The sequence below is a fragment of the Paraburkholderia phymatum genome, assembly GCF_040965635.1.
GTDB classification, from domain to species: domain Bacteria; phylum Pseudomonadota; class Gammaproteobacteria; order Burkholderiales; family Burkholderiaceae; genus Paraburkholderia; species Paraburkholderia phymatum_B.
Genome location: NZ_JBFRCH010000012.1, coordinates 36,423 through 60,215, shown reverse-complemented (window position 1 = coordinate 60,215; position 23,793 = coordinate 36,423). Strand labels below are relative to the sequence as shown.

Annotated in this window: 22 protein-coding genes and 3 pseudogenes; 7 read left to right on the top strand and 18 right to left on the bottom strand. The window is 61.9% G+C overall.

The genetic code is table 11. The annotated features are described in order from the left end of the window. Window positions 1-176: 176 nt before the first annotated feature. Both AB4Y32_RS21080 and AB4Y32_RS21075 read right to left on the bottom strand, forming a co-directional pair. Window positions 177-485, bottom strand: a pseudogene (locus tag AB4Y32_RS21080) (hypothetical protein); the annotation flags it as partial. Window positions 486-791: 306 nt separating this feature from the next. After that, entirely contained in the window at window positions 792-1,037 is a 246-nt protein-coding gene (locus AB4Y32_RS21075) for a hypothetical protein (RefSeq protein ID WP_368723200.1), read from the bottom strand. A gap of 305 nt (window positions 1,038-1,342) precedes the next feature. On the opposite strand from AB4Y32_RS21075, the gene AB4Y32_RS21070 reads away from it, so the two are divergent. From AB4Y32_RS21070 to AB4Y32_RS21060, 3 genes are read left to right on the top strand one after another with little or no spacing between them, the layout of a single operon-like run. Beyond that, complete coding sequence (locus tag AB4Y32_RS21070) at window positions 1,343-2,140, top strand: DUF4118 domain-containing protein (protein ID WP_368723308.1); 798 nt, start codon at window positions 1,343-1,345, stop codon at window positions 2,138-2,140. A 2-nt stretch (window positions 2,141-2,142) separates the two neighbouring features. Beyond that, the gene (locus tag AB4Y32_RS21065) at window positions 2,143-3,024 is read left to right on the top strand and encodes an alpha/beta hydrolase (RefSeq protein ID WP_368723199.1); all 882 of its coding nucleotides are present in this window, start codon (window positions 2,143-2,145) and stop codon (window positions 3,022-3,024) included. Between the two features lie 8 nt (window positions 3,025-3,032). Next, window positions 3,033-3,812: a MipA/OmpV family protein gene (locus AB4Y32_RS21060; RefSeq protein WP_368723198.1), complete on the top strand. Its 780-nt coding sequence runs from the start codon at window positions 3,033-3,035 to the stop codon at window positions 3,810-3,812. A gap of 80 nt (window positions 3,813-3,892) precedes the next feature. Here the strand turns inward: AB4Y32_RS21060 and AB4Y32_RS21055 are convergent, their stop codons facing one another. From AB4Y32_RS21055 to AB4Y32_RS21025, 7 genes and pseudogenes are all read right to left on the bottom strand, one after another. Then, window positions 3,893-4,603, bottom strand: coding sequence for an ABC transporter ATP-binding protein (locus AB4Y32_RS21055; protein WP_368723197.1), 711 nt, complete (start codon window positions 4,601-4,603; stop codon window positions 3,893-3,895). Beyond that, window positions 4,600-5,349 carry an ABC transporter ATP-binding protein gene (locus AB4Y32_RS21050; RefSeq protein ID WP_368723196.1) on the bottom strand — a complete coding sequence of 250 codons (750 nt, stop codon included), beginning with the start codon at window positions 5,347-5,349 and terminating at the stop codon, window positions 4,600-4,602. The genes AB4Y32_RS21055 and AB4Y32_RS21050 overlap by 4 nt, the downstream gene beginning before the upstream one ends. Beyond that, window positions 5,346-6,311 (bottom strand): branched-chain amino acid ABC transporter permease, encoded by a 966-nt coding sequence (locus tag AB4Y32_RS21045; protein ID WP_368723195.1) that lies wholly within the window; start codon window positions 6,309-6,311, stop codon window positions 5,346-5,348. The genes AB4Y32_RS21050 and AB4Y32_RS21045 overlap by 4 nt, the downstream gene beginning before the upstream one ends. Next, window positions 6,308-7,177, bottom strand: coding sequence for a branched-chain amino acid ABC transporter permease (locus AB4Y32_RS21040; RefSeq protein WP_087733013.1), 870 nt, complete (start codon window positions 7,175-7,177; stop codon window positions 6,308-6,310). The genes AB4Y32_RS21045 and AB4Y32_RS21040 overlap by 4 nt, the downstream gene beginning before the upstream one ends. A 123-nt stretch (window positions 7,178-7,300) precedes the next feature. After that, a complete protein-coding gene (locus AB4Y32_RS21035) occupies window positions 7,301-8,563 on the bottom strand; it encodes an ABC transporter substrate-binding protein (RefSeq protein WP_368723307.1) in 1,263 nt (420 codons plus the stop codon). 390 nt (window positions 8,564-8,953) lie between these two features. Further along, window positions 8,954-9,085 (bottom strand): annotated as a pseudogene (locus AB4Y32_RS21030) (IS6 family transposase); the annotation flags it as partial. A 302-nt stretch (window positions 9,086-9,387) separates the two neighbouring features. Further along, entirely contained in the window at window positions 9,388-10,233 is an 846-nt protein-coding gene (locus AB4Y32_RS21025; protein WP_368723194.1) for an urea carboxylase-associated family protein, read from the bottom strand. 311 nt (window positions 10,234-10,544) lie between these two features. On the opposite strand from AB4Y32_RS21025, the gene AB4Y32_RS21020 reads away from it, so the two are divergent. Continuing rightward, window positions 10,545-10,970 (top strand): hypothetical protein, encoded by a 426-nt coding sequence (locus AB4Y32_RS21020; protein ID WP_368723193.1) that lies wholly within the window; start codon window positions 10,545-10,547, stop codon window positions 10,968-10,970. Between the two features lie 93 nt (window positions 10,971-11,063). Here the strand turns inward: AB4Y32_RS21020 and AB4Y32_RS21015 are convergent, their stop codons facing one another. The 4 genes from AB4Y32_RS21015 to AB4Y32_RS21000 are packed head-to-tail and all read right to left on the bottom strand — an operon-like array spanning window position 11,064 to window position 15,719. Then, the gene (locus tag AB4Y32_RS21015; RefSeq protein ID WP_368723192.1) at window positions 11,064-11,795 is read right to left on the bottom strand and encodes an ABC transporter ATP-binding protein; all 732 of its coding nucleotides are present in this window, start codon (window positions 11,793-11,795) and stop codon (window positions 11,064-11,066) included. Then, window positions 11,783-13,597, bottom strand: coding sequence for a branched-chain amino acid ABC transporter ATP-binding protein/permease (locus AB4Y32_RS21010; protein WP_368723191.1), 1,815 nt, complete (start codon window positions 13,595-13,597; stop codon window positions 11,783-11,785). The genes AB4Y32_RS21015 and AB4Y32_RS21010 overlap by 13 nt, the downstream gene beginning before the upstream one ends. A 3-nt stretch (window positions 13,598-13,600) precedes the next feature. Further along, window positions 13,601-14,500: a branched-chain amino acid ABC transporter permease gene (locus tag AB4Y32_RS21005; protein ID WP_368723190.1), complete on the bottom strand. Its 900-nt coding sequence runs from the start codon at window positions 14,498-14,500 to the stop codon at window positions 13,601-13,603. Between the two features lie 25 nt (window positions 14,501-14,525). Next, window positions 14,526-15,719, bottom strand: a complete 1,194-nt coding sequence (locus tag AB4Y32_RS21000; RefSeq protein ID WP_368723189.1) for a branched-chain amino acid ABC transporter substrate-binding protein — start codon at window positions 15,717-15,719, stop codon at window positions 14,526-14,528. Between the two features lie 259 nt (window positions 15,720-15,978). On the opposite strand from AB4Y32_RS21000, the gene AB4Y32_RS20995 reads away from it, so the two are divergent. The 3 genes from AB4Y32_RS20995 (at window position 15,979) to AB4Y32_RS20985 (ending at window position 18,609) form a co-directional block, all read left to right on the top strand. Beyond that, window positions 15,979-17,226: a D-amino acid dehydrogenase gene (locus tag AB4Y32_RS20995; RefSeq protein ID WP_368723188.1), complete on the top strand. Its 1,248-nt coding sequence runs from the start codon at window positions 15,979-15,981 to the stop codon at window positions 17,224-17,226. Further along, window positions 17,223-17,999, top strand: coding sequence for an Asp/Glu racemase (locus tag AB4Y32_RS20990; protein WP_368723187.1), 777 nt, complete (start codon window positions 17,223-17,225; stop codon window positions 17,997-17,999). Before AB4Y32_RS20995 ends, AB4Y32_RS20990 begins: the two co-directional genes overlap by 4 nt. A 253-nt stretch (window positions 18,000-18,252) precedes the next feature. Next, window positions 18,253-18,609: a hypothetical protein gene (locus AB4Y32_RS20985; RefSeq protein WP_368723186.1), complete on the top strand. Its 357-nt coding sequence runs from the start codon at window positions 18,253-18,255 to the stop codon at window positions 18,607-18,609. 404 nt (window positions 18,610-19,013) lie between these two features. Here AB4Y32_RS20985 and AB4Y32_RS20980 read toward each other — a convergent pair. From AB4Y32_RS20980 to AB4Y32_RS20960, 5 genes and pseudogenes are all read right to left on the bottom strand, one after another. Next, window positions 19,014-19,931: pseudogene (locus AB4Y32_RS20980) on the bottom strand (IS110 family transposase); the annotation flags it as partial. 6 nt (window positions 19,932-19,937) lie between these two features. Then, on the bottom strand, window positions 19,938-20,891 hold the full coding sequence (locus AB4Y32_RS20975) for a YncE family protein (protein WP_368723305.1): 954 nt from the start codon (window positions 20,889-20,891) through the stop codon (window positions 19,938-19,940). 171 nt (window positions 20,892-21,062) lie between these two features. Next, window positions 21,063-21,893 (bottom strand): DUF1259 domain-containing protein, encoded by an 831-nt coding sequence (locus AB4Y32_RS20970; RefSeq protein WP_439899819.1) that lies wholly within the window; start codon window positions 21,891-21,893, stop codon window positions 21,063-21,065. Window positions 21,894-22,105: 212 nt separating this feature from the next. Further along, entirely contained in the window at window positions 22,106-23,362 is a 1,257-nt protein-coding gene (locus tag AB4Y32_RS20965) for an MFS transporter (RefSeq protein WP_368723184.1), read from the bottom strand. Then, window positions 23,349-23,768, bottom strand: coding sequence for a chromate resistance protein ChrB domain-containing protein (locus tag AB4Y32_RS20960; RefSeq protein ID WP_368723183.1), 420 nt, complete (start codon window positions 23,766-23,768; stop codon window positions 23,349-23,351). The genes AB4Y32_RS20965 and AB4Y32_RS20960 overlap by 14 nt, the downstream gene beginning before the upstream one ends. Window positions 23,769-23,793: the final 25 nt, after the last annotated feature.

Sequence of the window (23,793 nt, the reverse complement as noted above, 5' to 3'; positions counted from 1 at the left end):
GGTCCATGCCTTATTAAACTCGCGCACAGTTCGATCACGCGTAGACATGATTCTTCCTGCGCCGGCCGCTTCCTTCTTTGGGTCGAGGCGTTCGACTTTACCAATAGCGGGTCACGAGGAGTTGAATGACCGCTGTTCGGTTGAATCCGCAGCGCCTCGATGCCGAACTGGCCTTAGCGGTTGATCCAGATGAAGCCGGGATTCACGGTTCCCGTCGTCTGCCCCTGGCTTCGCGAAAGGGGAATTTCGACGATCGGAATCAGGTTCGAAAACGGTTGCGGCAGGCCAAGCGAATGCACGTGCTGCTCCAGGTACGGCAGGCTGTACTGGACCGTAAAGCCATAGCTGAACGCGTTCGGCTGTCTCGCGCCTGTCGTGAGCGCCGGTGCTGCCTCGGCCGTGATGGCGACAGGGCGCAGCCACGCGAGCGAATCCGGCAGATCGCCCATGCCTTTGCCGAGATAAACCGTCGGCGAAATGGTCGTGTCACCGGGCACACGGATGTGCCCGTACAGAAGGTTAGTGTGCAACTCGGTGATGTTCAGCCCCGCCAGAAATTGGGCTGCAAGGTCGGACTCTGCGGGCCTCGATAGATGGGTGTCCGGCACACCTGGTAACGATCGCCGAAACGCAATACGTCGCGGTCCCTTCGGTGATCACCACGCTGCTGGGACTTCAGCAACAGACAGTGATCCGTTCAGCCAACATGCTCGGCGCGCTCCGTAACGCCATACTCATATCGCCAGTGTCGGCGCAACAGCAAGGGCTGCCAGTGCAGTGAGCGCCGGTAATCAGTCAGGCAATAGCCATTCATTTTGGGCGTTCGCAGACGCGTCGAGGCGCAACGAGGAACACAGCGACGCACACCTCGGATATTCGACGACAACGACGTGATACTCTGCGCGCACGAAGACATCGGCAAGTGGCAGCCTGGTTTCCACCGACTCTTCGTTGCCGTGATAGACGATGAACGTCTCGCGCGGCTCGCGCCCTGCCGGCGTAAAACGTGTCTGGCGCAGTCGCCATGCGCGTTCCATACGTCGATGTCGTCGCCCGCGTGCGTGACTGTGCGCAGGTACCCGCGTCGGACGTGGACCAAAGGAGCGCGGAATACAGCGCGAGCGCCGCAATCAGATACGCTGCAATTGCAGAGCATAGGCTTGGGGAAGCAGGCACACGCCGTACCGCACGCGTCATCGCGATGAGAACGAGTCTCGCAAATAAAGGACCATCGCACGCGATCGACGATCCGGAACCTTCAATGACCATATGCATCACCGTATTAAAGCTTCTCACCCAAACGCCGTTACAAGGTGAATGTCACATTTTTCGCGTCAACTACATGAAAGTCAGGAATTCTCGACGGTGGGCGCCGCGTGGCCGAAATCGGTGGATCACCGCCGTCGCGGCACTTTTTATCGCCGCCGTCATCCGTACGGTCCTTCACCCGCTGCTCGGCCCGATCATGCCGGGCACCGCCTTTCTCATCACCGCTGTACTTGTGGAGTACTACTGCGGCCTCGCGCCCGCGCTCTGCGTGATGGTGGCCGGGCTCTGTCTCGCCGATTATCTGTTCGTGCCGCCGTACGGCCGCATCGAGGTCATCGATGCCTCGGACATCCGGCTGCTGGTCTCGTATCCCCTGATAACCATCGTCGTCATCACGCTGGTCGAGCGGTTGAGACGCGCGCAATATCGCGCCGAATTGCTGGCGGCGGTGGCGCAGTCGCGCTACGAAATGCTCCTGCGACACGACAACGAGCGGCTCCTCGCCCGGCGCGCCACCGATGAAATGCATCGCATGCTGCATCACATCGCGCAGTACAACCGCTCGCTCATTATGATCAAGGCGCTCGATTCGGCGAACAGCGCGCCGCCGGGCAGCTTCGTCGCCGCGGCGGCAACCGCGACGCCCAGCGGCATTATCGACGACGCATCGTTTCGCGCGGGCATCGCATACGGCGCAAGGCATGCGCAGGTGCACCAGGAAGACCTCGCCCGCCTGAGCGACCGACTGTCGCCCGGTCATCACCGCATGCGCTTCCATTCGGGCGACCGGAACTGGCGGCCCGTCCAATGCGTTTGCGAACGATTCATCACGCCGTCCGGCGAATTTCTGATCCTGCGGGCGGAAGACTGACGATGAACACACCTCATTTTTCGAGTGCCCAAAACAGCGACCACGCTGTTCTGCTATTGCACGGCCTGTCGAGTTCGCCGCTCGAATTACGTTTCCTCGCGCGCTTTCTTGCCGATGAAGGCTTCGCGACCCACACGCCGGAACTGCGCGGCTACAGCGCGGGCACAGCGCATTTGCCGATGGAGCAATGGGTCAGCGCTGCCGTCGCGGAATTCGACACGCTTGCTGCGCAATATCGACACGTCTCCGTCTGCGGTCTCTCCATGGGCGCGACGCTCGCGGCAGCGCTAGCGCACGAGCGGCCGGCCGCCCGTGCGTTGCTGCTTCTGTCGATCACACTCAACTACGACGGCTGGGCAATCCCCTGGTACCGCTTTCTGCTCGACTACGTCTACTACACGCCGATGCGCTCGCGATACCGCTACCGAGAGCACGAGCCTTATGGCCTGCGCAACGAGGCATTGCGCTCGAAAATCACCCGCGCGATGCAGAAGAATGAGATCAGCGAAGTCGGACCCGCATCCATCGCGATGCCCGCCCTGCACGAAGCGAGCCGTCTCGCAGGCTCGGTGCGCAGAAAATTGAAGAACATCGGGAACGATTGCCTGATCATTCACGCAATCGACGACGAGACGTCGAGTCCGCATAATGCGCGTTTCGTCGGGGCAAACATCGGAGCGTCGTTTCTTCGCACCATCTGGCTCGACGATTCGTTCCACATGATCACCACCGATAACGAGCGCGAAGTCGTCGCGCGGGAATGCGCGCTCTTTCTGCGCGAGAGCGCCGCGGCGTCCGCGTCCAGCAACAATCCGACGCCCATCGTGTCGCGCGCGCTCGCTCGCCGCTTGCGGCAACTGGCGGCGGTGGCGCGGAAAACATGAGTCAAAAGATGTTATCGATCAGAGGCCGTTGCATTGCGCTCGCCACGGCAGGCGCGTGTTGCATGACGGGGCTGGCAAACGCCGCCGAACCGCAGGCCGACAGCGACTGGAAGCTGTCGGTAGGTCCGGGCATGTATCTGTTTCCGAAATTCCCCGGCTCGTCGCAACTCCAGGTTCTTCCGTTCCCCGTGCAGGACATTTCGTGGAAGGACCGCGTGTTTTCGCAGGGTCCGGATGTGCTCGGCGTCAACGTGCTGCGCGGCGAGAACCATCACGTCGGCATGTCGGTGAGCTTCGACTTTCAGTCGAGATCCTCATCCGACGATCCGCGGCTCAAAGGTATGCCCGACGTGCACTACGGGCCGAAGCTGCGCCTCTTCGCCGACTACACGTGGTGGGCGTTCACTGGGTCGGCTGCGATCTATCAGGACATCGCTGGAACAGGACAGGGCCTGACCGCGATGGCCGATTTGTTCGTATCCGCGCCGCTCGGAAAGCTTCTCGTCTCGATGGGTCCAGGCATTACGTGGGCGAATTCGACTTACACCAAAACGTTCTTCAGCGTGAATGCGCAAGAAAGCGCCGCCTCGGGATTGCCTCAATACGGCACGGGCTCTGGCTTGCGCGACGTTCACTTCAATCTGAGCGCCGGCTATGAGTTCAACCGGAATTGGTCACTGAACCTTGCGGCTGTGGTCGGACGCCTCGAAGGATCAGCCGCAGGTAGTCCAATCACCGAGCGCCGCCTCGACCTCAACGGGATGGCTTCCGTGCTCTATCGTTTCTAACGACAAGCGATTTTTGACGCCCTGAGACGCGACGTATGCCGCTTCTGTCGTATCCGGCATGCCAGCGACATGGGCACTTTTCACTCCTCCGCACTCGCACCGGTCAACGCGCGAACACGGCTTTCATCGGCGGCGAGGTCGCGTGAACTGCCTGCATAGACGATGCCGCCGTCGTCGAGCACATAAGCATGATCGGCGATCTCAAGCCCCATGTGCGCGTTCTGCTCGACAAGCAGAACCGAAATCCCTTCGTCGCGCATCTGCGACACGACGCGAAACACCTCGCGCACGATCAGCGGAGCCAGTCCCTGAGAGGGTTCATCGAGAATCAGCAGCTGGGGATTGAGCAGCAGCGCGCGGGCAATTGACAGCATCTCCTGTTCGCCGCCGGAAAGCTGACGTCCGCGGCTTTCCTTGCGTTCGGCAAGCCGTGGAAACAGCTCGTAAATTCGCGCGATCGTCCAAGGCCCGCTGCGCGCAAGCGGCACGCGAAGATTTTCTTCGACACTGAGATTGGCGAAGATTCTTCGTCCTTCGGGAACATAGCCCACGCCGTTCGAAGCGATCCGGAACGTCGGCCAGCGCGTCGTATCCGCGCCGAAGATCGTCACGCGCCCCTGGCGTGCGGGTGTCAGACCCATAAGGGTGCGCAGCGTCGTGGTCTTGCCCGCGCCGTTGCGGCCAAGCAATGCTGTGATCCGACCTTCCTCGACCGCAAGGCTTACACCGTGCAGGATGTGGCTCTTGCCGTAGTAGGTGTGAAGTTCCTCGGCGGTGAGCGCTGCGTTCATGTCACATCACCCAGGTACGCCGCCTGCACGTCCTCGTTCGCCGCGATCTCCGCCGGCGCGCCCTCGGCGAGTAGCGTGCCCCGGTCAAGCACGGTGATCCGGTCGGCCAGATGGAACACCACGCGCATGTCGTGCTCGATCAGCACGATTGTGAATTTGCCGCCGCGCCGCAGACGGCGAATGAGCTGCGTAATCTCGTTGGTCTCCTCGTCGCCCATGCCGGCGGTGGGTTCGTCGAGCAGCAGCAGACGAGGCCGCAGGGCCAGCGCCATGGCGATTTCTGCAACGCGCTGGTCGCCATGCGAGAGTTCGCCGGTCAGCCGGTCGCGTTTCGCGGCTAGCCCGGTGAGTTCCAGCGTTTCTTCGACACGCTCGCGCACCCGTGCTTTTTCGGTGCGTCCGACCCACGGCCGCAACCGGAATCCAGCCGTAACCTCCGCGCTGATGCGAACGTTTTCGAACACCGTGAGTGCCGGAAAGATCTCGGTAATCTGGAACGTGCGGGCGATGCCCGTCGCGACGCGCCGATGCGCCGGGAAGGCCGTGATGTCCTGCCCATCGAACACAATCGTTCCTGTGGTCGGCGGGAAAAAGCCGCTGATGAGATTGAAGAAAGTGGTCTTGCCGGCGCCGTTTGGTCCGATGATGGCGCGCAACTCGCCTTCGTTGACGGCGAGCGAGACGTCGCGTACGGCAGTGAGGCTGCCGAAGCGCTTGCCCACATGCGCCACTTCGAGAACGCTCATGAATCGCTCCTGCGCCGGATAAAGCCGAGCAGACCCCTCGGGAAGAACAGCACGATCGCGATGAACAGCATGCCGACGAACGACATCCAGTTGACTGTGATACTCGACAGATAGTCCTGCAGCACGACGAATACCGCCGCGCCGAGAAGCGGTCCCCACAGGCTGCGCATGCCGCCCATCACCGCCATCATCACGAAGTCGCCGGACTGGCTGAAATGCAGTCCGCGAGGATCGGCGAAATTGTTCAGAAGGGCATAGAGCGCACCGGCAAACCCCATGAAAAGGCAGGAGAGCGTGAAAGCGATCCAGATATGGAAGTCGACGGGAATGCCCAGATAGCGCGCGCGCCGTTCATTTTCGCGGATTGCGATCATCGTGTGCCCGAACGGCGAGCGCAGGATGAAACCCATCAGACCGACGGCCAGAGCGAGGCAAAACAGGACAAAGTAATAGAACGCATCGGCATTCGACAGGATGTCGATGGTTGCGAAGCCGAGGTGAAGTGGTACGCGCGTGAACCCGCGCAAGCCGTCGTCGCCGCCCGTCAACGAGCTCCATTGGAATGCGATGTAGTAAAAGACCTGTCCGAAGGCGATGGTGACCATCGCGAAGTACACGCCTCGCCGCCTTACGCAAAACGCACCGAGCACCGCACCGGCGATCCCGCCGAGCAGCGTTCCGCACAGAAGGGCGAGCGGCGTGCTCGGCGCAAGAAATTTCAGCGCGAGGCCAGCGCCATACGCACCCAGCCCGAAATACGCGGCATGACCGAAGGACAACACGCCGGTGAAGCCGAGCAGAAAATTCACCGACATCGCGGCGAGGCCCAGCACGAGCACCCGCGTGCCGAGCGCGGTATAGCCGCCGAGCGACGGCATCCAGTACGGGGCCAGCAGCAACACGGCCCAGATCGCCGAGAGCGTCAGCAGCCTGCGGTGCCTCGGCTGTCGCGCTTCGCTCATGTCAGCATGCCCTCCTCGCCGAGCAGGCCGTGTGGGCGCAGCAGCAGCACGATGGCCATCAGCACGTAGATGATCGCTTCGCTTGCTGCGGGCAGGAACACAGCGGTGATGCCGGAGGCAACGCCGATCAGCAAGCCGCCGAGCAGCGTGCCCGTGAGGCTGCCAACTCCGCCGACGATGATCGCTATGAAGCTCGGCATCAGGAGCCCCGTTCCCATCGTCGGCTCCAGACCAAGCTGGCCGGCGGCGAGCACCCCGCTCAGACCCGCGAGAAAGGCGCCGAGGGCGAAATTGAACGAACGCAGCCTGCCCACGTTGATGCCGAGTGCCGCTACTGTTTCGAGGTCGAGGGTGCCGGCGCGGATACGGATGCCGAGCCGGCTATAGCGCAGCAGGATGAAAAGCAGCGCCACTGTCACCGCCACCGTGGCGACCATGAAGAGGCGATAGCCGGTGATGAAGAAGAACGTGTTGCTCAGAGGCTGTGCTAGCACGGATGGAATGGTCACCGGTTTGCCTTGCGCGCCCCAGATGAAACGGGTGCCGTCCTCGAAGATAAACGCAAGACCGAACGTCAGGAGCAAGCTGTAGAGAGGGTCGCGCCCGTAGACTCGCCGGATGAGAACCCGTTCAAGGACGTAGCCGATCAGCGCCGTGCCCGGCGGTGCGATCAGCAGCGCGCCCCAGAACCCTACGTAGGGCGTGATCGTATAGGCAAAGTATCCGCCAGCGACAAGGAAGCCGCCGTGAGCGAAGTTGATGACATTGCTCAGATTGAGAATGAGCGATAACCCGAGAGCCATCAGCACGTAAAACGCGCCGATAATCAGCCCGTTGGTGACGTTGAAGAGCAGCAGTTGAGTCATTGCTCACCATTCTTGTTACGGCGCCTGTGCTTCGCTCGACGGTTGGTGCCGCAGTTTGACCACATAAGTTCCACTTACGCGATGAGAATGGCGCCCGGCGAACCTGCCCGGGCGTTTGCGCTATCAGGAGGGCCAGTGTACCTTGCAGCCGGTTTCGCTCTCGGGAGGTGCAGTCTTGTCACCCGCGACCACGCGTTCTACGCGGAACAGGTCTTCCGGGTCGCCCGCCGGCTGGGATAACGCTTCGCCCACGAACGACGACGTCATCAGCTGGTGATCCCCCTTGCGGTAGTAGCACTTGTTCGGCTGCAGCTTGACGTCGTCCGCCAATTCGAAGCCGCCGAGCGCCTCGGCGAGCTTTCTGGCGTCGAGCGTCTTCTCCTTGTTGGCGATGGCAGCAAGGGTATGCACGGATGTGTAGCCGAACCAGTGACGCGCGGTTGGGACCTTGCCGCCGTTCACCTTACGGATGTCGGCAACGAACTTCTCGACTCCCGGCACACCCGGCTGCTTCCAGTACCACTCGAACATCCAGAAGCCAACGCGCGCCTCCGGCGGCATTGCCTCGAGCGATTCGAGCTCCTGCTGCAGCCCGGCGACGTGAATAGTCTTGCCGATGCCGAACTGTGCAATCTGCTTCAGGCAGTTGACCATGTCGGAGCCTTGCGGCAGCACAAGCAGGACGTCGGGATTCGCCGCGCGCGCCTTGATCAGATAGGCGGAGAAGTCAGTCGTGCCGAGCGGGGTGAGTTCGTTGCCCGTCATCGTGCCACCGAGCTTCTGCAGATCGGCGGCCGCGGCTTTCTGCAGCGTGTGGCCGAACGCGTAGTCCGGTGTGATGAAATGCCACTTCTTGCCGTACTTGGTGAACAGCAGGTTCGCGACGGCGTTCGCCTCCATGCTGGTCGTGTTGCAGACGCGATAGACGTTCCACTTGCAGTCGACGCCCGTGATCGTATCGGTGTGGCCGCCCGAAACGACATGCAGCACCTTCTTCTCATTGCTGACCTGCGAAATGGCCTGGGCGATACCGGAGTTCACGTCGCCGATGAGGAAGGTGACCTGATCGCGTTCGATCAGCTTGCGCGCCTTCTGCACGCCGGTGCCAACGTCGTTTGCCGAGTCTTCAACCATGAGCTCCACGGGCCGACCCAGAATGCCGCCTTGGGCATTGATCTGCTGAACGGCAAGCCTCGCGCCCGTCACTTCATTCTGTGCAACTGCAGCATAAACGCCTGTCAACGGATCGACCATGCCGATCCGCAGCGGAGCCTCGCCGCGTGCCTTGATGATGAAGGGCGGCACCAACTGCAGTGCGGCTGCCGCAGCCGTCGCCTTGAGTACGGTGCGCCGACTGAAAGCAGGGATACGACTTGGTGTTGTCATAGGGTTCTCCCTCACCGTCATGTCGAATCTTTCGAGCCGCTGGATGGTTCGTCTGCGCGTGCGAAACGCACGCAATTCGATCTTGAACGCGTTCAAGGGAATCCACAAGACCCCATTTTCGCGCTGACAGACGCGCGACAGTGCGTAGCTCATCAAGAGGCTTTGTCCGGCAACGGCATACCTGCGAGCGATCATCGATACTGTTAGTAATGCTATATATAGCAATTCGAAGATTACGCCTGGTGAGCCATTTGACGGAAAACGGGATGCGTGTACAACGAGTTCCTTAAGACGTAGAGCCTGGCATCAGCGCGGCATTCAACCGGCGCGCGAGCAGTCCACGAATTGCTTCATGCTTGCCCTGAGCATCAGATCTTTCGGGTCCACGATCTCCGCCATCATTTCAGCGAGATCTCGAAAACTGAGCTTGTAGTGCAGATACCAACGCACGCAAAGGATGATTACTTCGCGATCGATATGACGCCCATTGAACAATCCATCGATATCCGTCAGTTTGCTCATTCGCTTATGCTCGTCAGAAACTTCAGCGTAACAGACCGACAAGTCAGAATTGCACCACAGCCCCTTCTATACTCCTTACTCTCTCCTCAACTGAAAAAACAACTCTCATGAGGGAGCGCGAAGCCGTCGTACACGCTTATATCGAAGCGAGGCCGTTAACCGCTCCCTGTGTAAAAAGGTTATTCATGGTCGCGGCAAGCCCAGGGAACGTGCTTCCTACACGACTCCCTGGTTGACAAGTGTTCCAGGCGCTATTCATCCCTTCGATAGCAGGGGCGCCCACACTCGCTACTGTCGATCGATTACTTCCAGTCAGGCGGCTGTAACGTCAAACCATGCTGCCCCTTGTAAGCCGCCACAGGTGGCTGCGACCATCCGGCGAGCAATTGCGGCGCGACGCGATAAACGTCAACGCCAAGCGGCCGGCACACTTCGAGCGGGTCACGCGCATCGGGGCCCCACATCGGCAACGAAAGATCGCCCCCCGGACATGTTGACAACGCGCACAGTAAATCGATCTCTGCAAAGAACTCCAGATAATCGCCCTTTTTTGCGGGACATGCTTTCATGAAGTACTTGTCCTCGAGATTCAAACCGGTGCACTGGAATACGTTCAGCACATCGTGGACGTCGTACTCTGTCAGGCCATACGGCGCAATGGCGCGTGTCAGGTTCGAATGGCAATGGAAATGGAAGTCTTCCCCTGTGAGCATGCGATTCACGTACGGATCGCAACGCGTGCCCAGCAGATCATGCACGCGTCCTCCGTGCTCGTCGATACCATAATTCGCGAGGCTGTCGTCGGTGATCGTCACCATCGGGCGCAGGAACGGCAGCGTCGACCACAACCGGTCGAACGTGCTCACGTGAGCCGCCTGAAGCTGACGCGTGCGCGACGCCCACATCCGTTCGCGCGGATTGTGCTGGTGCCAGATATTGAGGTCCGCAACCTGCGGTCCTTCGATCGTCACAATGCGGAACACGTGGCCAGCGGGCACTGTCCACGCCCGGCCCGAGCGGATCGGAACAACGATCGACTCGACCAGCTCGCGGCTATCCGGTTCGGTCGTGATGCGTCTGTAGAAGTCCTTGTCGACATCGAGCGCGGAACCTGTTGTCGATTGATACGCGGAAGGGTAGTTCAACATGAGGTCGCTCCTTGAAAAAACGGTCTATGTGCGCAGATTGGCACGGCGCGGCTTATCGCAACTGGTCGATGTGATGAGTCATCCTGTTATCGTCCATGCGCATGTCCGTGGGCGCGGCTTGCGATGCACGGCACGCCGCCACGGCGCACGGCCGCAATCCCGGACATAGCACGTTTTCCAGGCCCACGCCGTGTCTGATCACAGGGTGCGGCTGCCATCTGGACCACCGGCATACGAAGTTGTATGTTTTAAATTGCGTTCCTCGCAGGCATGGCACGCTCTCGCATCGCATTGCGGGGCCCGGAAAAGTGATGGCACGCACGCGGATTCTCTCGTTGCTCGCGCTCTGCATCGCCGCGACATGCCTGGCAGCTGGCGCAGCGCTGCTGGTCGAATTGCTGGCCGTCAGCCGGGCGGTGAGCGAGTTCAGTCTGGACGAGACGCGTGAACGGGCGCGTATCGCACATGACGGGCGAATTACTCTCGATGAGCGCCTCAATCCCGCCTACCTGAAACGCTACAATCTGGACCCGCGCCAATACACGGACAGTCAGGGCCACTTTTCGCCGACACGCGCCGACTGGCAGCGATGGCGGCTTCGGACCCAAAACGGCCGCGACGGTAATGTGGCTCGGCCACGACCCGCCCGGCACGTGGCGGGTGCTGCTGCAAATCAAATGCGTCGATCGATTCCCCGAAGCACACGCCGTCAGCGAGCCGATCGTCGACGTCGCTGACGCGTGCTGGGTCAGCCACACTGACTGGCGCGATGCTCAGCGACAGCCCCCGGCTCCGTCATCGTCGCGCGAAACCGGCGCGCGCCTCGCCTGTCACGCCGCCGCCGACGCACCCCCGCCGAGATACGCGGTGCGGACCCGGCTGTCCTGCGCCAGTTCCCGCGACGCGCCCGACAGCGCCACGCTGCCGCTTTCGAGCACATAGGCGCGGTGCGCGATGCGAAGAGCCTGTCTCACGTTCTGCTCGACAAGGAGCACCGAAGTGCCTTCGGTGCAAATGTCGGCGATCATGCCGAAGATCGCACGCACCAGTTTTGGCGCGAGTCCCATCGAGGGTTCGTCGAGCAACACCAGTTTCGGCTTGAGCATCAACGCGCGCGCGATGGCGACCATCTGCTGTTCGCCGCCGCTGAGCGTGCCCGCCAACTGGCCGCGACGCTCGCGAAGCCGTGGGAATGTCTCGTAGAGTCCTGCAATCCCGCGTTCCAGCGCAGCCGCGTCGCGTCGCAACAGGTAGCCGCCAAGCCGCAGATTCTCTTCGACTGTCAACGCCCCGAACATCCGCCGGCCTTCCGGCACGTGCCCGATGCCGAGCGCGACGATCTGATGAGCCTGCAGCCCCGTCAGCGACCGTCCGGCAAGCGCGATCCGTCCGGCGCGCGAGCGAACGAGACCTGAGATGGTCCTGAGCGTCGTGGTCTTGCCAGCGCCATTGGCGCCGAGCAACGCAACGATTTCACCCGGCTGGACATCGAGCGAGACGCCATGCAGCGCCTCGATGTTGCCGTAACTCACGCGCAGATCGCGAACCTCTAGGAGTTCCACAACGACTTCTCCCCATTGGCGACATCGTCGGCCGCGTCGTCTTCTTCGGCCGTGCCCAGATAGGCGTCGATCACCCGCTGATCGCTCTGGATCTGCGCCGGCGGCCCTTCGGCGATGATCACGCCATGATCCATCACGATGATCCGGTCCGACACCCCCATCACCAGCGTCATGTCGTGTTCGATCAGCAATACCGTGATGCCCAGCCCGCGGATGCGCCGGATCAGGTCCATCAACGCGTGCTTTTCGGTCGGATTCGTTCCGGCCGCGGGCTCGTCCAGCAGCAGGAGGCGTGGATTGCTGGCCAGCGCGCGTGCGATTTCCAGCCGCCGCTGATCTCCGTAGGGCAAATCGGCCGCGTATTCGCTCGCACGCCCTGCAAGCCCGACCATCGCGAGCCAGCGCATGCCCTGCGCCTCATGTTCGGCCGCTTCGGAATGTGCGGACGGCGTGCCCGCCAGTTCGGCGACGAGCGGCGTGTGCAGCCGGTGGTCCATGCCCGTCAGTACGTTCTCGAATGCGCTCATGTGGCCAAAGAGGCGAATGCCCTGAAACGTGCGGGCGATGCCGCAATGCACGTTCCGGTGCGGCGCGCCGCCGCCGAGTGGAGACCCGCACCAGAAGATGCGCCCGGCGCTCGCGCGGATCACGCCCGTCAGGCAGTTGAAAACCGTCGTCTTGCCTGCGCCGTTCGGTCCAATCAGCGCGAGAATCTCGCCGCTGCGAACGACGAAACCGATTCCGCCGATGGCCAGCACGCCGCCGAAACGGCACACCAGGTCCCGGACCTCCAGCAGCGTTTCACCCTGCCCGGCGCCGACCACGGGCGCGGGCGGAAGCGGCACGCCGGCCAGGTTCCCGCGCGGCATCGCGCGTTTCTTGCGGACGGGCCACAAGCCCTGCGGCCGCAGCAACATCAGGATCACGAGCGCGACGGCGAATCCGAAGATGCGCCAGAGATTCAGAAAGCGCAGCAATTCCGGCACGCCCGCGACGATGACCGCGCCGAGAATCACGCCGGGAATACTGCCGCGCCCGCCGAGTACGACGATGATGAGAATCGTCACCGACTGCAGATAGGTGAAGCCGGTAGGATCGATAGTACCGAAGCGCGCGGCGAACAGGCTGCCCCCTATCCCGCCGATCAGCGCACCCATCACGTACGCGAGCAGCTTGACACGCAATGTCGGCACGCCGACCGCCTCCGCTGCCGCTTCGTCCTCGCGAATGCTCATCCATGCGCGACCGAGCCGGGACTGGCCTAGCCGGATCGCAAACACCAGCACGACGATGAAGAACGCCATGCCCAGCTCGTAGACGGCGTGCGGTGAGCTGATTTCATAGCCGAACAGATTGGGGCTCTCGATGCCGTAGATGCCGTTCGGCCCGCCCGTGATCTCGAGATTGGTCGCGACGATGCGGGTGATCTCGCCGAAGCCGAGCGTGACGATGGCCAGATAATCGCTACGCAGGCGCAGTGTCGGGTAGCCGATCACGATCCCTGACACGCCGGCAATCGCGAGGCTGAACGGCAGTGTCTCCCAGAACGAGAAATGCAGCAGCGTTTCGAGCAGTGCCGTCGTATAGGCGCCGATCGCGAAGAACGCCGCATAGCCAAGATCCAGCAGTCCCGCATAGCCGACGACAATGTTCAGCCCGAGGCCGAGGATCGAATACGTGATGATCGTAAGCGCGACGTTCACGACATAGCCGCTCGCGAACGCGGGCAGCGCGACGGCAGCCGCCAGCAGGCCGATGACGGCAAGAACAGGCCAACGCCGCAGGAAGGCCGGTGCGCGCATGGGCTACATCCTTTCGACGACGCGTTCGCCGAAGAGGCCCGTCGGCTTGATCACTAGCACGGCGATCAGCACGCCGAACACGAAGACATCCGTCCACTGCGAGGACACGTAGCCGGCACCGAAAGCCTCGAGCAGCCCGATCAGGAAGCCGCCCGCCATCGCGCCCGGAATGTTGCCGATTCCGCCCAGAACCGCCGCAGTAAACGCGCGCAGGCCGAGCACGAAGCCCATGAAAAAGTTGATCTGCGTGTAAAAGAGACCCTCCATCACCCCCGCGACGGCAGCGAGCACCGATCCGATGAAGAAGGTGAGCTGGATAAGCCGTTCGACATCGATACCCATCAGGCGCGCCGCATCCTGATCGATGGCGAGCGCGCGCATAGCGGTACCAAGGAAAGTGTGGTGAACAAAAGAATAGAGGCCCAGCATCAGCGCGAAGCTGGTGACGATGATGCCGATCTGCGCAAACGTGATCTGCACTTCGTGCAGATTCAGCCCCGCCTGAGTGAGCAGGTGCGGATAGGTCCTGAAGCCCGCGCCATAGGTCAGCAGCACGGCGTTTTCGAGCACGAGCGAGATGCCCAGCGCGGTAATCAGGATCGACAGCCGCGGTGCGCGCAGCAACGGCTGATAGGCGACGCGCGCGATGGCGACGCCGAGCACCCCCGTCACCACCATCGACGCCACGAAAGCAGCGGCCAGTGCGAGCGCGAGCGGCAGGTGCGCGCTCGCGAGCGTCGCGAGGCTCGTCCATCCGACGAACGCGCCGACCATGAACAGGTCGCCATGCGCAAAATTGATCAGCCGGATGATGCCGTAGACCATCGTGTACCCGAGGGCCACGAGCGCATAGAACGAGCCGATTGTCAGCCCTTCGACGACGAACTGGAAAAAGGTGCTCATGGCCGCAACGGATACGCCGCCGTGCCTACTTCATTGCCACCCACTTGCCCGCCGCGTCCTGTCGCTGATAAGCCGCGAACTGGTCGTTGCGCACGATGATCGTGATATAGACCGCGAGGCTGCGGTCGCCTTTCGGATTGAACCCGATCGTCCCCGTCATCCCCGGATAGTCCTTGACCTTGCGGAGCGCCGCGATGATCGCCGCCGGACTCGTCGATTTCGCATCGGCAATCGCCTTTGCCGTGACGCCGACTGCATCGTATTCGTAGACGGAATACGGTCCCGGGCCCTGGCCGTATGCCTTGGTGTAGTCGTCAACGTAGCCATGGGCTCCCGACAGGAATTGCGCCAGCGGAGAGGTGGTGATGATCATGCCGTCGGCCGCCGGTCCAGCCGTTTTCATCAGCGTCGGGTCGTTGGTGGCATCGCCGCCCATGAGGGTCATCTTCAGGCCCAGTTGCCGCGCCTCCTTGACGATCAGTCCTGCTTCGGAGAAGTAGCCGGTGTAATAGATAACGTCAGGCTTTAGCGACGCGACCTTGGTCAGCGTCGGCGAGTAGTCCATCTGGCCCGGTGTAATCGAGTCGGCATATACGACGTCGACGCCATCTTTCTTGAGCGCATCGACCGTGTTCTGAGCGAGGCCCTTCGAATAGGTTGTGTTGTCATCGATGACGGCTGCCCGCTTCGCGTGGAGCGAATTCTTGATGAAGCTGGCCGCGAACGGGCCCTGTTGATCGTCGCGACCAATGGTGCGGAACACGTTGTCGTAGCCCATTTCGGTAAGCTTCGGATTGGTCGACGCATCCAGTACATAGGGAATGCCGGCCCGATGGAACGTCGTCAGCTCGGGAAGCGCAGCGCTGGAGCAGTACCCGCCAGCCACCGCGACCACGCCCGCGTCGACCAGTTTCTGCGCAGCCTGCACAGCCGTTTGCGCGTCACAGGCGTCGTCCTCCGGCACCAGTTCGATCTGCTTGCCGAGCACGCCGCCTGCCGCGTTGATTTTTGCCGCAGCGAGCTTGGCGCCGTTGACGATATCGGTGCCGGCATTGGCGCTGCTGCCCGAAAGCGGCACGGGCACGCCGATCTTGATGGTCTGGCTCTGCGCCGCCTGTGGGACGAGCGCCGAGAATGTCGCGAGTCCGACAACCGCAGCGCTGAGGAATTGCCGCAGAACGCGAGCGGCGTCGGGCGTGCCATTGTTATGAATATTCATGTTCGTGGCTCCTGACTGTGAGTCCGACCGGACCATCCCGCGAGGCGGGTAAGCCAGCGGTCAGTTAGCGGAACGTAATGGATCGTTACGTGTGGTGTGGCGCGAGCCTGTCGTGCAGATTTCGCGCAGTGCGGGCACAAGAATGCCTCCTTCATGATAGAACTCGAAGGATGCCTGACCGTTATAGGGTATGCGCGTATAAATCCCCCTCAAAAGCGGCGACCGACTAATATTTTGTCAATGACAGCAGGAGGCGCGCATGACGAGCATCGTGCTAGGCGCCGGCATCGCGGGCGTCACCACGGCGTATTACCTCGCAATGGATGGTCGCGCCGTCACCGTGCTCGATCGCCGTTCAGGTGTTGCGCTCGAAACCAGTTTTGCGAATGCCGGGCTCGTCGCGCCAGGGCATTCGTACACGTGGGCTTCGCCGCGCGCACCGAAGATCCTGCTGAAATCGCTGTTCGTCGAAGGACAGGCGCTTCGCCTGCGCCTGAACGCCGATCCCCACATGTGGGCCTGGTGCGCGCTGTTCCTGCGCAACTGCACCGCGACGCGGTCGCGCGAAAACACCACGCGGAAGGTAAGGCTGTGCCGATACGCACAAGATCAGCTGCAGCAGGTGACCGCAAGAGAGCAACTGCAGTACGACGGGATCCGCCGCGGCCTGCTGTATCTCTATCGTGACGCAGCGTCGTTCGAACGCGGCCGCTCCAACATGTCGATCCTCGTCGACAATGGCCTGCCGCTCGAAACGCTGGACGCCGCGCAAGCCGTCGCTCGCGAACCGGCGCTCGAGCACGCGCGCGACAGGATTGCCGGCGCGATCTACTGCCCCACTGACGAGAGCGGCGATGCCTGTCAGTTCACCCGCGAACTGCAGAAAGTCTGCGAGCGGCTTGGCGTACGTTTCATGTTCGACACCCCGATCAGCCGCATCGAAACGGCGGGCGACGATGCAATAGCGGGCGTCCGCACGCCAGCGGGCCTGATCGCCGGGGACGACTACGTGCTCGCGCTCGGCTCGTATTCGCCGATTCTCGCGCGCCCGCTCGGTTACAGGCTGGCCATCTATCCTGTCAAGGGCTACTCGGCAACCTTTCCGGCCGGACGGGAACACCGCCCCCCGCAGATCGGTGGCGTGGATGAAAACCATCTCGTTGCGTGGGCGCGCTTCGGCGCTCGGCTGCGCTTTACCGCAACGGCCGAATTTGCAGGCTATGACACACACCACACGCCCTCTGACTTCGCGCCGATACTGCGCTCGGCGCGCGAGCTGTTTCCCGACGGCGCGGACTACACGAAGCCGAGCTATTGGGCCGGGCTGCGTCCGATGACGCCTGAAGGCACCCCGCTGATTGGCCGGACGCGCCACCGCAATCTGTTTCTGAACACGGGCCACGGCCACATGGGATGGACGATGTCTTGCGGCACCGCAAAACTTCTCGCCGACATCATGGCGGGACGCACACCCGAGCTGGACCTGACAGGGATGGTGATCAAATGAGCACGACCTCGCTGCAGCAAGACGCCTACACGAAGCTCGATTTCGCGCTCGACGACGGGATCGCGAGTCGCGCGGCGATCGGCCTCATCGTGCTGGCAACCGACCACACGATCGAACACGAATGGCGTCAACTGCTGCGGCAGGATGGCGTCGCATTCTATGAAAGCCGCTTGCAGAACTCGCCGGACATCACACCGGCCCGGCTAGCGGAAATCGAGTCATGCATCGCGCCGGCTGTCGAATTGCTCCTGCCAGGCGAGCGGCTCGATGTCGTGGCGTTTGGCTGCACGTCAGCGTCCATGGTGATCGGCGAGGAGCCCGTGTTTGCCCGCATACGCGAGGCGCGTCCCCGCATCGCCTGCACGACGCCGATCACGGCTGCCGTCGCAGCGCTTGACGCGCTACAGGTGCGGCGTGTCGCGTTGCTGACGCCGTATATCCGGTCCATCAACGACTTCATGCGCGACTACATCGAAGCACGCGGGGTCGCCGTGACCCGTATCGCATCGTTCGAGCACGCCGATGATAACGAGGTGGCCCGTATTGATGCTGCTTCGCTTTGCGCGGGAATTGAACAGCTGGCTTGCCACTCCGATGTGGACGCGGTGTTCGTCTCCTGCACGAGCCTGCGTGTCGCTGCGTTGATTCCAGAACTAGAGGCGCCGACAGGCAAGCCCGTAATATCGAGCAACTTCGCGATGGCCTGGCACGCGTTACGGCTTGCAGGCGTATGCGATAGCGAGCCGCAATTCGGGCAGTTATTTGCGCTGTAGCGATGGACCGATGCTTTAGCGGGCTTGTAGCGGACAAGCAGCCGGGGTGACGGCCGAGGGACTCTCGTTTTCGACTCGCGCACCCGAGAGAGCCGTGGCTGTGGTAACGCATAGCGACTTCGGGCAATCCATACGCCGACCGACGCGCCTAACGGCCCGGGCGCCGGCGCTCGGCGACCTATATTGAAACGTGCCTCGCATCAACGCAGCGCAGCATTCATCAAAGGATTTGGCCGACTCCGGGGAGACCACGATGAACGACGAATGCCGCCTCATGCGACGGCGCGTGCTTCATGCGCTCGCGGCAAGCGGCGTCGCTAGCGCCGCCGGCGGGCGGGCGAGTCTCGCGCTCGCGGCCGACGCGATCACCTTTCCATTCGAAAACGGCCTGCGGGAGCTCACGTCAGCCTTCCGATCTATCACTAGTCTCCGCCACGTCTTTTCTCCCATTAGCCATGTTGGAACCTCGGATCTTCTTCGAATGTGCGCCGCAACGGAGGGGCGCGGCCTCGTGGCCGCATCACCGACATGCTGTTTCCAGTGCACGCTGATGGGCGCGGATGCGCGCTTTCCATCTGGCGTAAACCAAAATAAATCTGTCGTCCATTGAAAGGCATAGATCAAGAGGTAAATACTCCTCACGCAGGCTTTATCCTGCCTAGCTGAAACCATTTCATCCCCACCACATCGACGCAGATGAGCACGCATCCGGTTTTTCGCTCGTCTGGTTGCAGAACTGGTCCGCACCAGTCATCCATCGGGATCAAGGCGAGGGCCGGTGTCCTGGGTTTCGCCCGTGGCTCATGTGAGCCCCAGAAAACCATCGGTACCGGGCCGGTGTCCACGGGAAGGATTCACCAATGATCGGCTTGCTGCGTTAGCAGTGCCAGGTTCATTTCCGCTGATGGTCTGGGCATCCCAGCGATCGCTGATTGGGGACGGCGGGAGCGCGTGGCCCAATCACTAGCTTGGGTTCACGCCAACACAATTACCGGGCTCACGGCCCCGCCGGATCTAACCAAAGCATTTGGTCACCTCGAATGGTTTGCCGTCTCGCAACATGTAGAAAGCCGCGCGCGCGAGCTTGTGCGCGAGCGCCTTCATGGCGACGACGGGCATGCGGCGAGCTTTCTTGCGCTCGTAGAAGCGTCTCGCCTGCGGACAACTGCGCTTGGCAACAGCAGCGGCTTCGATGAAGGCCCAGGAGAGATACTTGTTGCCGTTCTTGGCATCGCCTTCGCCTTTCTTCCTGCCGTTCGAGACGCGCCTGCTTTCGACGCACCGACAGTACGAGCTGAACTGGCCGATAGTGCGGAAACGGGAAATGGTGCCGGTCTCCAGCATGATCGTCGTCGCGAGTGTGACGCCGATACCGGATGCAGTTTTGAGGATCGCGAACTCGGGACGCAGTTTTACTTCGCGATGAAGTACCAACTCGATTACCCTGATCTGTGCCTGCAGGGTGCGCACGACCGCGAGGTTTGCCGCCAGGGCAGTCTCGATATGCGGCGGCAAACCGAGTGCGGTCACAGCCGCGCTATCGAGATGGCGAACCTGCTCTGCGTTGAGGCGCAGATTCAACTGCCGGGCCAGGATGTTCTCGATACTGAGAGTGTTCAGCGTGCTTTGCTGTACGAGTTGCATGCGCTTGCGGGCAAGATCACGCAGGCCTCGCTCCTCAGGCGGATAGATGTAGCCTTTTGGCAGTAGCCCAAGGCGGAAGATATGCGCGAGGAACAGGGCATCTCGTTCATCGCCGGCGTACTTCAGGCCCTCGTACTGTTTGATGGCGGCGGTATTTGCCAGATGGACGGCAAAGCCCGCGGCCATCAGGCCATCGACAAGCCAGTACCAGTTATAGGCTGATTCCACCACGACCCCTTGCAGGTCCTCGTGGAATGGTGCGAGGACCGCGATGATTGATGGCAGGTCGAGACATCAGCCGGGCGCCATCACACGCAGCACTGGACGTCCGTCAACGTTCTTTAGCGGGAAATACGAACGGTGTGTCGCGGGGTCGACAGTGACAACATGCGCGTTTGGCCCGAGTCTGCCTTCGCCGATTTTGTTGACGTTCGAGCCTTTGACACTGAAGACCGATACAACGCCCCCTTCGCCCGCCACATAGAGCCTGCCCTGTTCGGGATCAAACGCGAGTACGTCCGGGTCCTTGCCGATGTCAAACGACTGGACGACCCGCCGTGCTTTCATGTCGAATGCGAGCAGCTTGTCGTTGCCCTGACAGGCGACAAAAGCAAGGCTATCCTGCGGGCCAATCAGCAGGCCATGGTTGTGGTCGGCTCCCTGGAGGGCAAAGCGGGCAACGATCCTGTCGACCGTCGGGTCGATTTCAACGAGTTCGTTGCGTGTCTGGACGTTGACGAAGATGTGATGCGATTGCGCATCGTATTGCGTGTTGCCGACCTCTCCACCAAGCGGAGTCGTCGCGACGCGCTGGTTGGTCCGCACATCAACGACGGTCTCTGTGCTATCAGTCTCGTCTGATGCATAGAGCTTGTGCACCTCGGGCGCGTAAGCCATCCCGTCCGGGTAGTGTCCGCCAGGCATGCGTGCGACGATCTTGAGTGTTGCTTCATCGATGGCCACGATCTCGTCGGTGCCCGTCGCCGAGGCGTAGACGCGCGCCATTTCGGGAATGGCAAGCACGCCATGAACCGACGAAACGCCAGCAATCCGTGCGACCACGCGAGAGGCACCTACGTCGAAGACGATCACTTCCCCGTCGCCGAGGTGGGCGATGAACAGCAGATGGCGATCGGGATCGTAACTTTCGTAGTCAAGCCGGGTGGTGTGACCCGGCAGCGGAAAATCAGCGACGTGCGTCAGTGGGAGATTGCTGGCCCGCTCCTGCCCGACTGCAGTTGGAACCATATGCACCAGAACGCCTGCGGCTGTACACAGACCGAGGAGGACGAGGTAAAGCAGGACCGCCGGGCGTAAACGCCGGTGTTGCAAGGTTTTCATGAAACCTCCTGCGGCACGACGGCCACCGCCACGCGCATGGCGGCTGCGGCGGCGTCGCGCATAAAAAGCTGCGCAGCGTTATCGCGTGATTGCGGCCTGCGCGTTCAGAGCCGCCTTGACACCCTTGGCCAGGTCGACGGCCTTACCCTTGCCCCAGTAGTGCAGGAACAGGATGCGAGGCGACTCACCCGTCATGTGCTGATGAATGGCCACGATATTGATCCCCGATGTACGCATGCTCTTGAGTACCGCCTGCAGCTCGTCTTCACGCATGGCGAAGTCGCCATCGACGACCGCTTCATCGTCTGTGCCGGCGAATGCGGCCCACGTGTTCACGCCCATCTCGTTGCCGACGGTGACGCCGTGCATGCTGGCGGTCCTCCCGACGACCACCTTGAACATGCCGTTGTTCGTCTGCCCCTTCGAGCCGAACACTGCTTCCAGTGGCGCGGGGCTGATGCTGCTCGAATCCTCAATGTGGCCGGGAAAGGCATTTTCAGGGTCGGCGTGTGCCGCCCGGATTTCAGCGATCCGGTCGTACACCTTCTTGACGCCCTCCGTGAGCGTTGCGGCATCGCCGGTGCCGCCGATATGCATGAAGTACACCTTGGGCTGATCAAAGAAGAAATGATTGTGGAGCGCGGTCACTTCCAGTCCGGCGTCAAGCGCCGCACTCATGGCCGGATTGACCTCATCTTCAAACACCACGGTGTCGCCCATCATCATGACCTGCGAACCGTGGGCAGGCTTGAATGCTGCATACGACGTCAGTCCCATGAACGGTGGCATGGTCGAACCGTCTACCTGCACCTTCTCGTCGTTGCGCGGTTTCGAGACCTTGAACACGTCCTCCTGTTTGGAAAATGTGCCTCTCAGGCCGGTAATCTGTTCAATGCGAGCCGTATCCATTGCCGCATGCTGTTGCGCATCGGCCGTGCTGGTGAACACACCGACACTGGCGGCGATGATCAATGCGTGCGAGAGGCGTCTTAACGATGACATCAGAAATTCCTCCTTGAACGGGGTGCATCAAATGCGCAGCCTTTTTGTGATCGTCGAAAACTGCGCTCTGGCTGGTCTCCTCACGCCTGCGTTGTAGGAATGAATTTCGATCATTGTCCTCAGCGATCCGGTTTGACGTGGCGGAACAGGAAAAGCAGCGACAGGTCATAGGCGATCTTGAGGGCGCCGCAGGCGACAAGCGGTGCGCCGAGCCAGCCGATGCCGATCAGGCCGCCCGCCAGAGACGGTGCGAGCGATGCAGCGAGGCTTCGCGGTACGGAAGTCAAGCTTGCAGCGGCGGGCCGCTCGGCGGGCGTGACGACGGCCATAACGTAGGCGGTGCGCGTAGGAACGTCCATCTGGGACAACGCGCTGCGCGCGAGCAGCAGCGCCAGCGTCACCGGCAACGAAGCGGCAAAGGCCGCGGCGATCAGGCACAGGCTTGCCGGGATGTGCGTGAACACCATCGTATTGAGCAGCCCGATCTTGCTGGCGAGCGGCGGTGCGGCAAGCTGCGAGAGCGCGGTGAGCAGCCCTGCCCAGAAAAAGAACTGGCCCGCCGCTCCGACTGACAGGCCGAAGCGTTGCATGAGCCAGAGCGACAACAGGGCATTGACGACCAGACCGCCGGCAAACGCGTCGACGCTGAACAGCAACGCGAGACGCGTCACGATGCGCCGTGACTCACCGAGCGGTGCACTCGGCCCGGAAGTCTGTGCGCCAGAAGGCGGCAGGCGACGATAGAGCAACCAGATCGCACCGCCCGTCGCCGCATACACGACGAACATCGTACGCATGGCGGTGAGTTCCCTCATGTGTGCATGCGTGACCAGCCATGCGGGCACGCCCGCTGCGAGTGAACCGAGCGCTGCCGAAACGGCACCGATCAGGCTGTAGCGGGCGAATAGCGCCGTCCGTGCGTCGCCCGTCGCCATTCCGGCAAGCCGCGACTGTTCGAGGGGGAGAAAAAGACTGACGTCGCCTGAGCTCGGGTTGAGCGTGCCGACAAAGGCGACAATGAGCAGGGGCAGTAGCGCCGACAAGCCTGCAAAGCCAAGGCCGGTCGCGGCCATCAATAACGCGGCGAACATAAACATCCGGCGTGCCGCAAAGCGATTGGCAAGCATGCCGACTGCGATCGTGGCCACGGCGGAGCCGGCCAGCGTCGCGGTGCTGATCAGGCCGACGTCGACCTTGGCGAACCCAAGCGCAAGCAGATACGCGGGTAACAGCACGGCGATGAAACCGTCACAGAAGCCCCGCAGTCCACGGCTTGCCAGCAGCAGCCGCGCTGCGCGGTCGGCTCCCGCCGGTAACACCCGTCTTGACATCCGGGCGGCCAGCGAAACCGTGCGGCTTTCCTCACGTGTGTTCATTGCTGCTCTTGCACCAGGCATACAGCGCGTCGTAGACGATCATGCCCTGTCGCAACTGCTCATGGTCGTCGGTGAAGTTGCGTGACAGGCCAACCGAGATGGCATAGAGCCCGGCCGCCTCAGGGACCAGATCGAGCCGGCTGGTGTCGGCACCTCGCACGATGCGGGCAAGCCTGACCAGCGCGGGGTCGTCCAGTTGATATTTCTGCCGGAAGGCGTCGAAGCCGTGGTGACCGAGCTCGATGTCCGGCACATCGAAGGGAATGGCTCCTGTTTCCTTCGCGACGCGCATGACCTCGTCGCGAGGCACGTACAGGAACTCGGGCGCCTTGTCGATGAAACGGGCAATCAGCCACGGGCAGGCGATACGGTCGACCTTGGGTCGTTCGCGCGTAATCCATTTCATGACGCTGCTCCTTCTTGAATACAGC

Excerpts from the sequence above, each read along its gene's own strand:
- AB4Y32_RS21075 (WP_368723200.1), bottom strand. The coding sequence starts at position 1,037 with ATGGAACGCGCATGGCGACTGCGCCAGACACGTTTTACGCCGGCAGGG.
- AB4Y32_RS21070 (WP_368723308.1), top strand. The coding sequence starts at position 1,343 with ATGAAAGTCAGGAATTCTCGACGGTGGGCGCCGCGTGGCCGAAATCGG.
- AB4Y32_RS21065 (WP_368723199.1), top strand. The coding sequence starts at position 2,143 with ATGAACACACCTCATTTTTCGAGTGCCCAAAACAGCGACCACGCTGTT.
- AB4Y32_RS21060 (WP_368723198.1), top strand. The coding sequence starts at position 3,033 with ATGTTATCGATCAGAGGCCGTTGCATTGCGCTCGCCACGGCAGGCGCG.
- AB4Y32_RS21055 (WP_368723197.1), bottom strand. The coding sequence starts at position 4,603 with ATGAACGCAGCGCTCACCGCCGAGGAACTTCACACCTACTACGGCAAG.
- AB4Y32_RS21050 (WP_368723196.1), bottom strand. The coding sequence starts at position 5,349 with ATGAGCGTTCTCGAAGTGGCGCATGTGGGCAAGCGCTTCGGCAGCCTC.
- AB4Y32_RS21045 (WP_368723195.1), bottom strand. The coding sequence starts at position 6,311 with ATGAGCGAAGCGCGACAGCCGAGGCACCGCAGGCTGCTGACGCTCTCG.
- AB4Y32_RS21040 (WP_087733013.1), bottom strand. The coding sequence starts at position 7,177 with ATGACTCAACTGCTGCTCTTCAACGTCACCAACGGGCTGATTATCGGC.
- AB4Y32_RS21035 (WP_368723307.1), bottom strand. The coding sequence starts at position 8,563 with ATGACAACACCAAGTCGTATCCCTGCTTTCAGTCGGCGCACCGTACTC.
- AB4Y32_RS21025 (WP_368723194.1), bottom strand. The coding sequence starts at position 10,233 with ATGTTGAACTACCCTTCCGCGTATCAATCGACAACAGGTTCCGCGCTC.
- AB4Y32_RS21020 (WP_368723193.1), top strand. The coding sequence starts at position 10,545 with ATGGCACGCACGCGGATTCTCTCGTTGCTCGCGCTCTGCATCGCCGCG.
- AB4Y32_RS21010 (WP_368723191.1), bottom strand. The coding sequence starts at position 13,597 with ATGCGCGCACCGGCCTTCCTGCGGCGTTGGCCTGTTCTTGCCGTCATC.
- AB4Y32_RS21005 (WP_368723190.1), bottom strand. The coding sequence starts at position 14,500 with ATGAGCACCTTTTTCCAGTTCGTCGTCGAAGGGCTGACAATCGGCTCG.
- AB4Y32_RS21000 (WP_368723189.1), bottom strand. The coding sequence starts at position 15,719 with ATGAATATTCATAACAATGGCACGCCCGACGCCGCTCGCGTTCTGCGG.
- AB4Y32_RS20995 (WP_368723188.1), top strand. The coding sequence starts at position 15,979 with ATGACGAGCATCGTGCTAGGCGCCGGCATCGCGGGCGTCACCACGGCG.
- AB4Y32_RS20990 (WP_368723187.1), top strand. The coding sequence starts at position 17,223 with ATGAGCACGACCTCGCTGCAGCAAGACGCCTACACGAAGCTCGATTTC.
- AB4Y32_RS20985 (WP_368723186.1), top strand. The coding sequence starts at position 18,253 with ATGAACGACGAATGCCGCCTCATGCGACGGCGCGTGCTTCATGCGCTC.
- AB4Y32_RS20975 (WP_368723305.1), bottom strand. The coding sequence starts at position 20,891 with ATGGTTCCAACTGCAGTCGGGCAGGAGCGGGCCAGCAATCTCCCACTG.
- AB4Y32_RS20970 (WP_439899819.1), bottom strand. The coding sequence starts at position 21,893 with ATGGATACGGCTCGCATTGAACAGATTACCGGCCTGAGAGGCACATTT.
- AB4Y32_RS20965 (WP_368723184.1), bottom strand. The coding sequence starts at position 23,362 with ATGAACACACGTGAGGAAAGCCGCACGGTTTCGCTGGCCGCCCGGATG.
- AB4Y32_RS20960 (WP_368723183.1), bottom strand. The coding sequence starts at position 23,768 with ATGAAATGGATTACGCGCGAACGACCCAAGGTCGACCGTATCGCCTGC.